At 66.2% G+C, this 13,983-nt stretch carries 10 protein-coding genes; 1 reads left to right on the top strand and 9 read right to left on the bottom strand.

Going from position 1 to position 13,983, the window contains the following annotated elements; all coding sequences use genetic code 11:
- Positions 1-3 precede the first annotated feature (3 nt).
- The 3 genes from ACK8OU_RS02955 to argS form a co-directional block, all read right to left on the bottom strand.
- Positions 4-1,035 (bottom strand): glycoside hydrolase family 3 N-terminal domain-containing protein, encoded by a 1,032-nt coding sequence (locus tag ACK8OU_RS02955; protein WP_410301863.1) that lies wholly within the window; start codon positions 1,033-1,035, stop codon positions 4-6.
- Positions 1,035-2,120: an SPOR domain-containing protein gene (locus ACK8OU_RS02950; protein WP_410301862.1), complete on the bottom strand. Its 1,086-nt coding sequence runs from the start codon at positions 2,118-2,120 to the stop codon at positions 1,035-1,037. Before ACK8OU_RS02950 ends, ACK8OU_RS02955 begins: the two co-directional genes overlap by 1 nt.
- Positions 2,121-2,205: 85 nt before the next feature.
- The gene (gene argS / locus ACK8OU_RS02945) at positions 2,206-3,951 is read right to left on the bottom strand and encodes an arginine--tRNA ligase (protein ID WP_410301861.1); all 1,746 of its coding nucleotides are present in this window, start codon (positions 3,949-3,951) and stop codon (positions 2,206-2,208) included.
- 192 nt (positions 3,952-4,143) lie between these two features.
- On the opposite strand from argS, the gene ACK8OU_RS02940 reads away from it, so the two are divergent.
- On the top strand, positions 4,144-5,697 hold the full coding sequence (locus ACK8OU_RS02940) for a DEAD/DEAH box helicase (protein WP_410301860.1): 1,554 nt from the start codon (positions 4,144-4,146) through the stop codon (positions 5,695-5,697).
- Between the two features lie 116 nt (positions 5,698-5,813).
- Here ACK8OU_RS02940 and ACK8OU_RS02935 read toward each other — a convergent pair whose 3' ends face one another.
- Genes ACK8OU_RS02935 through nuoL form a run of 6 tightly spaced genes read right to left on the bottom strand, consistent with a single transcriptional unit; the run spans position 5,814 to position 13,982 of the window.
- Positions 5,814-7,439 carry a ribonuclease J gene (locus ACK8OU_RS02935; RefSeq protein ID WP_410302007.1) on the bottom strand — a complete coding sequence of 542 codons (1,626 nt, stop codon included), beginning with the start codon at positions 7,437-7,439 and terminating at the stop codon, positions 5,814-5,816.
- A gap of 47 nt (positions 7,440-7,486) precedes the next feature.
- On the bottom strand, positions 7,487-8,263 hold the full coding sequence (locus tag ACK8OU_RS02930; protein ID WP_410301859.1) for a type III pantothenate kinase: 777 nt from the start codon (positions 8,261-8,263) through the stop codon (positions 7,487-7,489).
- Between the two features lie 12 nt (positions 8,264-8,275).
- Positions 8,276-9,037 carry a biotin--[acetyl-CoA-carboxylase] ligase gene (locus tag ACK8OU_RS02925; RefSeq protein WP_410301858.1) on the bottom strand — a complete coding sequence of 254 codons (762 nt, stop codon included), beginning with the start codon at positions 9,035-9,037 and terminating at the stop codon, positions 8,276-8,278.
- The gene (nuoN, locus tag ACK8OU_RS02920) at positions 9,027-10,466 is read right to left on the bottom strand and encodes an NADH-quinone oxidoreductase subunit NuoN (RefSeq protein ID WP_410301857.1); all 1,440 of its coding nucleotides are present in this window, start codon (positions 10,464-10,466) and stop codon (positions 9,027-9,029) included. Before nuoN ends, ACK8OU_RS02925 begins: the two co-directional genes overlap by 11 nt.
- Before the next feature lie 13 nt (positions 10,467-10,479).
- A complete protein-coding gene (locus ACK8OU_RS02915; RefSeq protein ID WP_410301856.1) occupies positions 10,480-12,015 on the bottom strand; it encodes an NADH-quinone oxidoreductase subunit M in 1,536 nt (511 codons plus the stop codon).
- Complete coding sequence (gene nuoL, locus ACK8OU_RS02910; RefSeq protein WP_410301855.1) at positions 12,015-13,982, bottom strand: NADH-quinone oxidoreductase subunit L; 1,968 nt, start codon at positions 13,980-13,982, stop codon at positions 12,015-12,017. Before nuoL ends, ACK8OU_RS02915 begins: the two co-directional genes overlap by 1 nt.
- Position 13,983: the final 1 nt, after the last annotated feature.

The following is a 13,983-nucleotide window of genomic DNA, read 5'->3' as shown; positions in this document are numbered from 1 at the left end:
GGGTCAGGCCTTGGGCTTGGGGCTCGGCGCGCCGTTCAGGACCGCCCCAAGTTCGGCCTCAAGGCCCGCGATGTCAACGGCCTCGGGCGCGATCCGGCGGGCCAGGGCCGCGGAGGCGCGGGCATGGGCCGCAGGCGTCAGCCGCCCGGCCGCGGCCACCACGGCCTGCATCTCGGCCAGATCGCCATTGCAGTGCAGCACCACATCACAGCCCGCCGCGATGGATTTTGCCGCACGATCCGTCACAGGGCCGGACAGCGCCTGCATGCCGATGTCATCGGTCATCAACAGACCGTCAAAGCCGATCCGGTCCCGGATCAGCCCGATCACACGCGCCGATTGCGTGGCCGGCGCCGGGTCCAGCGCGGCAAAACGGATATGCGCGGTCATGCCCATGGGCAGATCGGCCAGCGCGCGGAAGGGGGCGAAATCGGTCTGATCCAGCACCTCCAGCGGCGCGGTGACAGTGGGCAGGTCCAGGTGGCTGTCGGCGGTGGCGCGGCCGTGGCCGGGGATATGCTTGATCACCGGCAGAACGCCGCCCGCCAGAAACCCCGCCGCCGTGGCGCGCGCATGGGCGGCGACGCTGGCCGCATCCGTCCCAAGGCAGCGGTTGCGCAGGAAGGGGTGGGTGTCGGGCCCCGCAATGTCGCAGGTGGGGGCGCAATTGGCATCGATCCCCACCGCGCGCAGTTCCGCCGCCATGATCCGGGCGCGCAGCCAAAAGCTCCGCGCGCCCCCCGCCCCGCTGCGAACGGCCTGATCCAGGGGCGCCAGCCATTCGCGCCAATGCGGCGCGCGCAGCCGCTGCACGCGCCCGCCTTCCTGATCGATCAGGATCGGCGCCTGCCGCCCCACGGCATCGCGCAGATCGCCTGTCAGGCGGCGCAGCTGATCGGGCGTGTCGACATTGCGGGCGAACAGGATGAACCCCCACGGGTCCGCCTCGCGGAAAAAGGCGACCTCATCGGGGCCAAGGGTCAGCCCCGCACAACCCAGGATAGCGGCACCCTGGCGCGGGGCGGCAGGCGCCATCAGCGCACCTGCGCGGGGATGCAGTTGACCTGTTCGGCCAGCAGGGCGGCGCAGAAGCGGCGGGCATCGGCCACATCGGCAAAGCCCTCGACCCGCAGCCGGTAGAAGGTGCGCCCGCCCGAGCTTGCCTCCTGGATCACGCGGCGCTTGCCGGCGATCAGGCTGGCAAAACGGCCAGCGACCCGGTCCCATTCGCCACGCGCATCCGCGGGCGCGTCAAAGGCGCCCAGCTGCACCAGACGGGTGCCGGCGGGCAGGCTGTCGGGGTCGACATCCAGCGCGGCGGGCTCGGCCAGGGCTTCGGCCACGGCGCGCGCGGCGGCCTCGGCGATCATGTCGCGGGCGGGCCGGACCAGCGGCCGGGGCGAGCGGGCCACGCCCGGCACGCTGTCGGGGATCGCCTGCGGCGCGACCGTTTCGGTCGCGGCCAGGTCCGGGGATTCATCGGGCGCCTGTTCAAGGCTGTCTGCGGCGGGGCTGTCTGCGGCGGGGGTGCCGGCCGGGGCCTGCGCGGCGGCGGCCTCGGCGGTGAAGCCCTGGGCGCTGGCGCCGGGGGCCGGGGCGGCCAGGTTGTCGGGCACCGGCATCGCGGCGGTGGTCAGGGTTTCCGCCGGCGCATCGGCAGCCCCCGAGGCAACCGGCGCGTCCGGCGGGACCAGCGCGGCCATCGGCGCATCATCGGGCGCCAGCGCGCCCGGGCCTGGCGCCAGAACCACCTGATCGGGCGCGGGTGCCGCGGTGCCATGGGCGGCCACCGCATTGACCGACAGGCCGACATGGCGCGCCAGATCGCCGCCCGGATCGTCGGGGGCAATGCGGGCGGGCCCGTCCAGCGCGCGGATCACCGGCACCCCGGCCAGATCGCGCACCGCCAGCTTGTAACCCCAGATCCCCAGCCCCGCGACCAGCGCGACACTGGTCAGCGCGCCGGCATAGTGAACCCAGCGCGACACCGGGGCCACAACACCCTGTATCCCGCCGCCCCGGATCCCGTCGCCGCGCATCCCCTCGGCCGTCATCGGCACGGGGTCGGGCGCCGGTTCATGCCGCCAGGGCCCGCTGTCACGGTAATGGATGCTTGCCATGCTCGCCTCATCGCCGGGTGGACCCGGTCTGCCGTTGAGGGGCGGGTCGCCCCGCCCTGCCTGTCTGGCCCCGGGCGGTGCGTTCTCAGCGCATCTCTTCCGCGGGGGTCACGCCAAGAATACCAAGACCCGCGGAAATAACAACGCCCGCGGCCCGGGCCAGCGCGATTTTCGCCGATGTGGCGGCCAGATCGCCATCCTGCACGAAGCGCAGCGACGGATCGTCATTGCCACGGTTCCACAGCGAATGCAGATCGGACGCCAGTTCATACAGGTAGAAGGCCACGCGATGCGGTTCGTTCGCGCGCGCGGCGATTTCCACCAGCCGCGGCCACTCGGCGATCTTCCTGGCCAGGGCCACCTCGGCCTCGTGGCGGTTGCGCGTCAGATCGGCCTGCGACAGCGCCGCGTCGGACACATCCACCCCCATATCGGCCGCCTTGCGCAGCACCGAACAGACCCGCGCATGGGCATACTGGACGTAAAAGACCGGATTGTCCCTGGACTGTTCCAGAACCTTGGCAAAGTCGAAATCCAGGGCCGCATCATTCTTGCGCGTCAGCATGACAAAGCGGGTGACACCGGCGCCGGCCTGTTCCACCACATCGCGCAGCGTCACGAAGGTGCCCGCGCGCTTGGACATCTTGAAGGGCTCGCCGTTCTTGAACAGCTTGACCAGCTGGATCAGCTTGATGTCCAGCGGCACGCGCCCGCCCGACAACGCCGCCACCGCCGCCTTCATCCGCTTGACATAGCCGCCATGATCCGCGCCCAGCACGTCGATCAGCATGTCAAAGCCACGCTTCACCTTGTCATAGTGATAGGCGATGTCGGGGGCGAAATAGGTCCAGCTGCCGTCCGATTTCATCACCGGGCGGTCCACATCGTCGCCAAAGGCGGTGGACCGGAACAGCGTCTGTTCGCGTTCTTCCCAATCCTCGGGCAGCTTGCCCTTGGGCGGTTCCAGCACGCCTTCATAGATCAGGCCCTGGGCGCGCAATTCTTCCAGCGCGGCCTCGATCTGGCCGGTGCCATAAAGCGCCTTTTCGCTGGAATAGACATCCATCGTCACACCCAGACAGGCCAGATCCTCGCGGATCATGTCCATCATGCGCGCGGTGGCGAAGGCGCGCAGATCGGCCAGCCATTCGGATTCGGGCTTGTCCAGCAGGCTTGCGCCATATTTCGCCTTCAGCGCCTCGCCCACCGGGATCAGGTAATCGCCGGGATACAGGCCTTCGCGGATTTCCGGTTCCAGGCCATTGGCCTCGCGGTAGCGTTCATAGGCCGACCGCGCCAGCACATCGACCTGCGCGCCGCCGTCGTTGATGTAATATTCGCGCGTCACGTCATAGCCCGCGAAATCCAGCAGGCTGGCCAGCGCGTCGCCAAAGACCGCGCCGCGGGTATGGCCCACATGCATCGGCCCCGTCGGGTTGGCCGAGACGAATTCGACATTGACCTTGCCGCCCTGCCCCATGGCCGAACGCCCGAAGGCGCGCCCCTGCAACAGCGCCGCGCGGCACACCCCGTCCCAGACCAGGGCCGACAGGCGCAGGTTCAGAAAGCCCGGTCCCGCCACTTCGGCGCTGTCGATGCGGTGATCGGCGGCCAGCCGGACGGCCAGCGCCTCGGCGATGGCGCGCGGCGCCTTGCCGGCGGGTTTGGCCAGCACCATCGCGGCATTGGTCGCCATATCGCCATGCAGCGCATCGCGCGGCGGCTCGACCGCGACATTGGACATGTCAAGACCGGGCGGCAGGTCGCCCGCCGCCACCATGTCTTCAAGCGCGGAAATCACCGCCGCGCGGATATCGGCAAAGAGGTTCATGGGTCCATCCTATTCCTGCCCTTCCCCTGCCAGAGCGCGGCCCTGCCGTCAATGCCGGGCCACATCCACGAAGATTGACCTTTTTCGCGCGATGCAGTAGGGGACCTGCACCCGCATCTGGCGGGATGCCACGGGGCGCCCGATACCCGCGTCCCTTCACCCTGCGGTCCGATACCGCACATTAGGACGCTGATGACCAAGTTCTCTGATCTGAAACTGGACCCCAAGGTCCTTTCCGCCATTGCCGATGCGGGCTATGAAACCCCGACCCCGATCCAGGCCGGCGCCATTCCGCCCGCGCTGGAAGGCAAGGATGTGCTGGGCATCGCCCAGACCGGCACCGGCAAGACCGCCTCGTTCACGCTGCCGATGATCACGCTTCTGGCCAAGGGCCGGGCACGGGCGCGGATGCCGCGCAGCCTGGTGCTGTGCCCGACGCGCGAACTGGCCGCGCAGGTGGCCGAAAACTTCGACATCTATGCCAGGAACACCAAGCTGACCAAGGCGCTGCTGATCGGCGGGGTCAGCTTTGGCGAACAGGACAAGCTGATCGACCGTGGCGTCGACGTGCTGATCGCCACCCCCGGCCGCCTGCTGGACCATTTCGAACGCGGCAAGCTGTTGCTGACCGGCGTGCAGATCATGGTCGTGGATGAGGCGGACCGGATGCTCGACATGGGCTTCATCCCGGATATCGAGCGGATCTTCCAGCTGACGCCCTTTACCCGCCAGACGCTGTTCTTCAGCGCCACCATGGCGCCGGAAATCGAGCGGATCACCAACACCTTCCTGCACGCCCCCGCCCGGATCGAGGTCGCGCGCCAGGCCACCACATCGGAAACGATCACCCAGCGGCTGGTCGAACTGACGCCGACGCGGCGCGATCAGGCCGCCAAGCAGAAACGCGAACTGCTGCGCGCCATCATCACCGCGGAAGGCGTGACCTGCACCAACGCGATCATCTTCTGCAACCGCAAGACCGAGGTGGACATCGTCGCCAAGTCGCTGAAGGCGCATGGCTTTGACGCCGCCCCGATCCACGGCGACCTGGACCAGAGCCAGCGGATGCGCACGCTGGACGGGTTCCGCGACGGGTCGCTGCGCTTCCTTGTGGCGTCCGACGTGGCGGCGCGGGGGCTGGACATTCCGGCGGTCAGCCATGTGTTCAACTTTGACGTGCCCAGCCATGCCGAGGATTACGTTCACCGCATCGGCCGCACCGGGCGCGCGGGCCGTCTTGGCACCGCCTATACCATCGCCACCCCGGCGGATGAAAAATACCTGGCCGCGATCGAAAGTCTGGTAAAACAGCCGATCCCGCGTGTCGATGCCCCCGAAGGCTTTGCCCTGTCCGAGGCCGCCCAACGCCCCGCCCGCCCGCGCGAGGATGGCGAGCGCGGGGCCACCGACCGGGGGGGCCGGGGCGGACGCAGCCGCAGCCGTGGCGGACGCGACAGAGCCGAACGCGCCCCGCGCGACACCCGTGAAACCGTGGTTGAGGCCGCCGTGGCCGAAACCCCGGTCATCGCCGCCCCGCAGCCCGAAGCCGCCCCCGAACCGCGCCGTGAAGATCGCCGCGACGACCGGCGCGACGACCGGCGCGACCGGCGCCGCGACCGCGACAGCGGGCCTGCCGTGGTCGGCATGGGCGATCATGTGCCCGATTTCATCCTGCGCAGCTTCCGCCCCGCAACCCTTGCGCGCACCACCGAGGATACCGAGGCCGAGGAAACCAGCGACAGCTGATCGCGCCACGGCCCCGGCACACCAACAGGACAAAAGGCCCGGACCATCAGGTCCGGGCCTTTGTGTTTCGTACGGCGCGGAACGGCGGGGCCGCAAAGCCCCTGCCCCTGCCCCGGCTAGTCCGCGATCAGGCGCGAGACCACCACCGTCACCTCGGGCTTCTTGCCGATTTCCTCCATCGTCACCTGGCGGACGATGCGGCGGATCGCCTCGTCCATCTTGGCGTCATTCGCGATGACCTTGGCACTGGCGCGTTCCAGGAAGGTGGCCAGTTCCTCTTCGATCACACCGGCCACATCGGCGCCGTTGCGGCCCCTGGGCGGCAGGCCCATCATCTCGACCCAGGCATCGCCCAGCGGCATATCCTCTTCGTCGATGATGACGGTGACCAGGACATGTCCGTTCAGCGCCATGCGAATCCGGTCGCGCACCACGCCATCCATCGCGCCGATCAGCACATTGCCATCCAGATAGGTGCGCCCGGCCTCGATATATTCCACCACCTTGGGCGCGGCGCCGGTCAGGTCGATCATCGTGCCATTGGTCGCCACTTCGGCGGCGATGCCCTTGGACTGGGCGATCTTGACATGTTCGCGCAGGTGGCGATGTTCGCCATGCATCGGGATCAGGATCCGGGGGCGCAGCAGATCCTGCACCGCCTCAAGATCGGGGCGGTTGGCATGGCCGGACACATGATACAGCCCGCCACGGTCGTCGATCACCTCGACCCCCATTTCCGAAAACGCGTTCATGATGCGGATCACGCCGCGTTCATTGCCCGGGATCGTCTTGGAAGAAAACAGGAAGGTATCGCCCTCGCGCATTTCAAGGCCCAGATACTTGCCCCGGCTCAGCTGGGCCGAGGCCGCGCGGCGTTCGCCCTGGCTGCCGGTGACGATCAGCATCAGGTTTTCACGCGGGATTTCAGCCGCCTGTTCGGGCGTCACGGTCCCCGGAAAGCCGGTCAGAACGCCGGTTTCCTGGGCCGCCGTGACCATCTTTTTCATCGCCCGCCCCAACAGACAGATCGAGCGGCCCGCCGCCTTCCCCGCCTCGGCCAGGGTTTTCAGCCGCGCCACGTTGGACGCAAAGGTGGTCGCCACCACCATGCCGTCCTGCGCCGCGATCAGTTCGGCCAGCGGCGTGGCCAGCGTCGCCTCGGACCGGCCGGGATGGGGGGTGAAGACATTGGTGGAATCGCAGGTCAGCACCTTGACCCCCTGGCCTTCCCTGGCAATGTCATGCCACAGGACCGGGTCGAAGGGTTCGCCCACCACCGGATTGCCATCCAGCTTGAAATCGCCGGAATGGACGATACGCCCCGCCGGCGTGTCGATCACCAGCGCCGAGCTTTCGGGGATGGAATGCGACACCGGCACGAACTGCACCCTGAAGGGACCGGCCTCGATCACCTGCGGGCGCGGTTCCACCACGCGGATCGCGTCGGTGGGCAGGCCCGCCTCTTCCAGCTTCATTTCGCCGATGCGGGCGGTGAAGCGGCGGGCGTAGACGTCCTTTTTCAGCCGCGGCCAGTAATGTGGCAGCGCGCCGATATGGTCCTCATGCGCGTGGGTGATGAAGATCGCCTCGATCCGGTCGGCATTCCCGGCCAGCCAGGCGATGTCGGCCATGATCAGGTCCACCCCGGGCGAACCGTCCATGTCGGGAAAGGTCACGCCCAGATCGACCACGATCAGCCGTTCCTTGCCCTCGGGGCCATAGCCATAGACATAGGCATTCATGCCAATTTCGCCGGCCCCGCCGAGCGGAAGATAGATCAGACGCTCTTTCACGCGCTCAGTTCCTTGTTGTAGTCGTTGATAAGCCGCAGCCCGTGCATGGTCAGGTCATCCTCGACGCGGTCGAACAGGTCAAATCCCTGTTCGAACAACCGCGCCAGCCCGCCGGTGGCGATTACCTTCATCGGGCGGTCGCGTTCGCGGCGGATCTGGCGGACGATGCCTTCCACCAGCCCGATATAGCCCCAATAGACGCCGGATTGAATACAGGCCACCGTATTCGTACCCACCACCTGCGTGGGATGGGTCACATCCACATGCGGCAGGGCGGCGGCGGCCATGTGCAGGGCCTCAAGGCTCAGGTTGACGCCCGGCGCGATCACCCCGCCGATATAGGCGCCATCGGGGGCAACCACGTCAAAGGTGGTGGCGGTGCCGAAATCGACCACGATGATGTCGCCGCCATGCCGGTCAAAGCCCGCCACCGTGTTCACCAGCCGGTCGGGCCCCACCGTCGTGCCCAGATCGACGCGCGGGGCCACGGGAAGCGCGCATTCCGGCTTGCCCACCACCAGCGGGCGACAGTTGAAATAGCGGTCGCACAGCACACGCAGGTTGAACACCACCCGCGGCACGGTCGAGGAAATGATCGCCTCGGTCACATCGGCCTCAATCCGGTTCAGTGCCTTCAGCGTGGACAGCCAGACGAAATATTCATCCGCCGTGCGCCGGTGATCGGTCGAGATGCGCCAGGTGGCGATGAAATCGGACCCGTCCCAGATCGAAAAGACCGTGTTGGTGTTTCCGCAGTCGATGCACAGCAGCATGTCCCGCCCCCTTCAGAAAAAGATATCGCCGGCGGCGATCGGCAGGCGGCCTTTCGCCGTCCGCAGGATCATCGCGCCGCTGTCATCGATGGTTTCAAAGATGCCTTCATGGGTTTCGCGGCCGGTGCGCGCCACGATGCGCTGACCGATGCGCGCGGCGCGCGACAGCCAGGCGGTGCGGATCGGGCCGAAGCCCCAGGTGTCCAGCTGCGCCTGCCAGCGCGCAAAGGCCTGCGCCAGGATCGGCAGGAAATCCCCGGGCGCGATCGACAGGCCGGTTTCGCCACGCAGGCTGACCGGGGGCACGGCGCCGGGTTCCAGCAGCCCCGGATCGGGCGCCTCGGCCAGGTTCACGCCAATGCCGATCGCCAGATGCGACAGGCTGGCGCCTGACCCGATGCTTTCCAGCAGGATGCCCGCGACCTTGCCGCCGTTCAGCAGCACGTCATTGGGCCATTTGATCGCCAGCCCCGCCGAAGGCCCCGCAACGCGCGCCAGCGCCTCATCCAGCGCAAGGGCCGCGACAAAGGAATAAAGCGCCGCCTGCGGCAGCCCCCCCCGGGGGCGCAGGATCAGCGTGGCCGCGAAATTGCCCGCCGGCATGTGCCAGTCGCGGCCGCGCCGACCGCGCGCAGCGGTTTGTTCCTGCGCGAAAACCCAGGCCGGCCCCGACAGATGCGGGGCCAGGCGGGCGGCCTCGGCCATGGTGCTGTCGACCCGGCCCAGGACGTGGCGCGCCACGCCCTCGGGCCAGTCGCCGGGATCAGCGGACAAGCGCGCTGGCCGCCGCCGCCGCGGCACCTTCGACCCCGAACAGGTTGACCACGCCCACGATCATCACCAGCGCGGATGCCATCAAAAGCACCCATTGCACCGCCGGCATCCGGGTATCCAGCGCCTCGGTTTCAGACCCGAAATACATGAAGAAGACGATGCGCAGGTAATAGAAGGCACCGATCACCGACGCGATCACCCCCAACACCACCAGCCAGACATAGCCGGCATCCAGCGCCGCCTTCAGCACGGCGAACTTGGCGAAGAAGCCCAGCATCGGCGGCACGCCCGCCAGGCTGAACAGCAGCACCAGCATCGCCATCGCCTTCAGCGGCTCGCGCCGGGAATACAGGTTCAGCGCGGCGATATCGGTCACCGGCTGGCCATCGCGTTCCATCGACAGGATGAAGGCGAAGGTGCCGATGTTCATCGCCACATAGATCGCCATGTAGATCAGCATCGCCTGCACGCCCGCCTCGGTGCCCGCGGCCAGGCCCAGCAGCGCAAAGCCCATATGCGCGATCGAGGAATAGGCCATCAGGCGCTTGATGTTGCGCTGGCCGATCGCGGCGACCGCGCCCAGGAACATCGACGCCACCGCCATCAGCCCCACGATCTGCCCCCACTCGCCCGGCACCTGGCCAAAGGCGTCGTGGACCAGGCGTGCCAGCAGCGCCATCGCCGCCACCTTGGGGGCGGTGGCGAAAAAGGCGGTGACCGGCGTGGGCGAACCTTCGTAGACATCGGGCGTCCACATGTGGAACGGCACCGCCGACACCTTGAACGCCAACCCCGTCAGCAGGAACACCAGACCGAACAGCACGCCCAGCGGCAAATGCCCGGCCTCGACCACGGTGATGATCCCCGCGAACGAGGTTGTCCCCGCAAAACCATAGACCAGCGAGGCGCCATAAAGCAGCAGCCCCGAGGACAGCGAGCCCAGCACGAAATATTTCAGCCCCGCCTCGGACGATTTGGCGCTGTCGCGGCGCAGCGAGGCCACGACATAAAGCGCCAGCGACTGCAGTTCCAGCCCCATGTAAAGCGCGATCAGGTCGCCTGCCGACACCATCATCATCATGCCGACAACCGCCAGCGCGACAAGAATGGGATATTCAAAGCGCATCAGCCCCCGGCGGGTCATGTAATCCGCGCTCATCGCCAGGACGGCGGCACCCGACAACAGCACCGCCACCTTGGAAAACCGCGCAAAGGCGTCATCCAGGAACATGCCGCCAAAGGCCACGCGCGCAGGCCCGGCATTCAGCCCGATCCAGGCCCCCAGCGCCAGGAACACCGCGACGGTGGCCCACAGGATCGCGCCTGCCACCTTGTCCTTGCCGGTCCAGACACCGCCCAGAAGCGCCGCCATCGCAAAGACCGCCAGCAGGAATTCCGGCAGGACCGTGGAGAAATCCGCAGAAGTCATGGTTGTTTCTCCCTCACTGTCCGGCCAGCGCCACTTCGGTGGCGGGCAGGCTTGCATGATAGTCTTGGATCAGCTGGCCGACCGAAGGCCCGATGATGTCGGTCACAAGGCTGGGATAGACACCCAGCAGCAGCGTCATCACCACCAGCGGGGCAAAGATCGCCTTTTCACGGCGGTCCATATCGGTGATGGCCTTCAGGCTTTCCTTGATCAGGTCGCCAAAGACCACGCGGCGATACAGCCACAGCGCATAGGCCGCCGACAGGATCACCCCCGTGGCCGCCACCGCCGCCACCCAGGTATTGGCCTGGAACACACCCATCAGCGTCAGGAATTCGCCGACAAAGCCGCTGGTGCCCGGCAGGCCCACATTGGCCATGGTGAAGAACATGAAGATCAGCGCATAGGCCGGCATCCGGTTCACCAGGCCGCCATAGGCGTCGATTTCCCGCGTGTGCATCCGGTCATAGATGACGCCCACGCACAGGAACAGCGCACCCGAGATGAAGCCGTGGCTCAGCATCTGGAAGATCGCGCCGTCGATACCCTGCTGGTTGACCGAGAAGATGCCCATGGTCACATAGCCCATATGCGCGACCGAGGAATAGGCGATCAGCTTCTTCATGTCGGACTGCGCCAGCGCCACAAGGCTGGTATAGACGATGGCAATCGCCGACATCCACAGAACGACACCGCCCAGCACCTCGGACCCCACCGGGAACATCGGCAGGCTGAAGCGCAGGAAGCCATAGCCCCCCATCTTCAGCAGCACCGCCGCCAGAACCACCGACCCCGCGGTCGGCGCCTGAACGTGCGCATCGGGCAGCCAGGTATGCACCGGCCACATCGGCATCTTGACCGCGAAGCTGGCAAAGAAGGCCAGGAACAGCAGCGTCTGCAGCCCGCCCACGACATGCACCCCCAGGACCGGGAAGCTGTCGGACGCGAATTCATGCGCCAGCAGCTTGACCATGTCGGTGGTGCCCGCATCCTGATACATGGCGATCATCGCCACCAGCATCAGAACCGAGCCGAGGAAGGTGTAAAGAAAGAACTTGAACGCCGCATAGATCCGGTCCTTGCCGCCCCAGATGCCGATGATCAGGAACATCGGGATCAGGCCGGCCTCGAAGAACAGGTAGAACAGCACCAGATCCAGCGCCACGAAGACGCCGATCATCAGCCCTTCCAGCACCAGAAAGGCGATCATGTATTCCTTGACGCGGGTTTCCACGTTCCAGCAGGCCGCGATGGTCAGCGGCATCAGGAAGGTGGTCAGCATCACGAACAGGACGGAAATCCCGTCCACGCCCACCTTGTAGGTAAAGCCCATGATCCAGTCGCGTTCTTCAACGAACTGGAAACCGGTGTTGGCCGGATCAAACCCCGTCAGCAGGAACAACGACACAAGGAAGGTCGCCGTGGTCGCGGTCAGCGCAAACCACCTGGCATTGCGATCCGCCGCGGCACCGCCGCCGCGCTGCACCAGCGCCAGGATCGCGGCCGCGACCAGGGGGACGAAAGTGATGATGGAAAGCAGGTTTTCCATTAGTTGGACCCCCCGGCCAGAACGACCCAGAACATAAGCACCACGATGCCGATGACCATGGCGAAAGCATAGTGGAACAGATAGCCCGACTGCACCCGACCCGCGAGCCGCGTCAGCCGCGGGATCAGACCCAGCGCCACCCCGTTGATCGCGCCGTCGATGACGGCCCCGTCGCCCTTCTTCCACAGGAAGGCGCCAATCCACTTGGCGGGACGGACGAAGATCCAGTCATAAAGCTCGTCGAAATACCACTTGTTGAGCAGGAACTGATACAGCGCGGGCTGCGCCTCGGCCAGTTTCTTCGGGGTTTCGGGCGCGCGGATATAGAACACCCAGGCCGTCAGCAGACCGATCAGCATGGCCACGAAGGGCGATACCTTGACCCAGGCGGGCACGTCATGCGCCTCATGCAGGACATGGTTGCTTTCGGCCATGAAGACGGCACCGGCGAACCATTCGTTCACCTGTTCGGTGGACCCGAAGAAGGGCCCGTACCAGACCATCCCGGCAAAGATCGCGCCAAGCGCCAGAACACCCAGCGGAACCACCATCACCATCGGGCTTTCATGGGCGTGGTCATGCGCATGATGATCGCCCCGCGGCTTGCCCCAGAAGGTCAGGAACATCAGACGCCAGCTGTAGAACGAGGTGAACAGCGCCGCCACCACCAGCGCCCAGAAGGCAATGCCGCCATGGGTGCCGGCAAAGGCGCTTTCGATGATCGCATCCTTGGACAGGAAACCGGCAAAGCCAAAATGCGTCAGCGGAATACCCACGCCGGTGATCGCCAGCGTGCCGATCAGCATGGCATAGAAGGTCAGCGGGATCTTTTTGCGCAGGCCGCCGTAATTGCGCATGTCCTGTTCGTGGTGCATCGCATGGATGACAGACCCCGCGCCCAGGAACAGCATGGCCTTGAAGAAGGCATGCGTCAGCAGGTGGAACATCGCCACCGAATAGACGCCGACACCCGCCGCCACGAACATATAGCCCAGCTGCGACATGGTCGAATAGGCGATCACGCGCTTGATGTCGTTCTGCACAAGGCCGATCGTCGCCGCGACAAAGGCGGTCGCCGCCCCCATGTAGACGATGAAGGTCTTGGTTTCGGGCGCAACTTCATACAGCGGCGACATGCGCGACACCAGGAAGACACCGGCGGTAACCATGGTCGCGGCGTGGATCAGCGCCGACACCGGGGTCGGGCCTTCCATCGCGTCGGGCAGCCAGGTGTGCAGGAAAAGCTGCGCCGATTTGCCCATCGCGCCGACAAACAGCAGGAAGGTCAGCAACACCGCCGCATTCCATTCCGTCCACAAGAAGGTGATCTGCGTTTCCGCCAAGGTCGATGCGGCGGCAAAGATGTCGTCCATCGCGATGGAATCGACCAGCATGAACAGCCCGACGATCCCCAGCATGAAGCCGAAATCGCCCACGCGGTTGACCACAAAGGCCTTCATCGCCGCGGCATTGGCCGAGGGTTTCTTGTAGTAGAACCCGATCAGAAGGTAGGACGCCACGCCCACGCCTTCCCAGCCAAAGAACATCTGCACCAGGTTGTCCGACGTCACCAGCATCAGCATCGCGAAGGTGAAGAAGGACAGATAGGCGAAGAAGCGCGCCTTGTAGTGTTCGTGATGGGTCCAGTTGTCGTCATGGGCCATGTAGCCCCAGGAATACAGATGCACCAGCGCCGAGACCGTGTTGACAACGATCAGCATGATCGCCGTCAGCCGGTCCAGCCGGATCGACCATGCGGTATCCAGCGTACCCGATTGCACCCAGTCCAGGATATGGATCTGCCGGGTCACCCCGTCAAAGCCCAGGAACACGATCCAGCTGAGCGCGGCGGCCAGGAACAGCAGGCCCGTGGTCACCGCCATCGCGCCCTTTTCGCCGATCAGCCGCCAGCCGAAGCCGGCGATGATCGCCCCCACCAGCGGGGCAAAAAGAATGATCGTTTCCATC

The organism is Pontitalea aquivivens (genome assembly GCF_046507575.1).
Classification (GTDB): Bacteria; Pseudomonadota; Alphaproteobacteria; order Rhodobacterales; family Rhodobacteraceae; genus Pontitalea; species Pontitalea aquivivens.
Note: the sequence above shows the minus strand (reverse complement) of the source record. Positions and strands in the feature narration are given on the sequence as shown.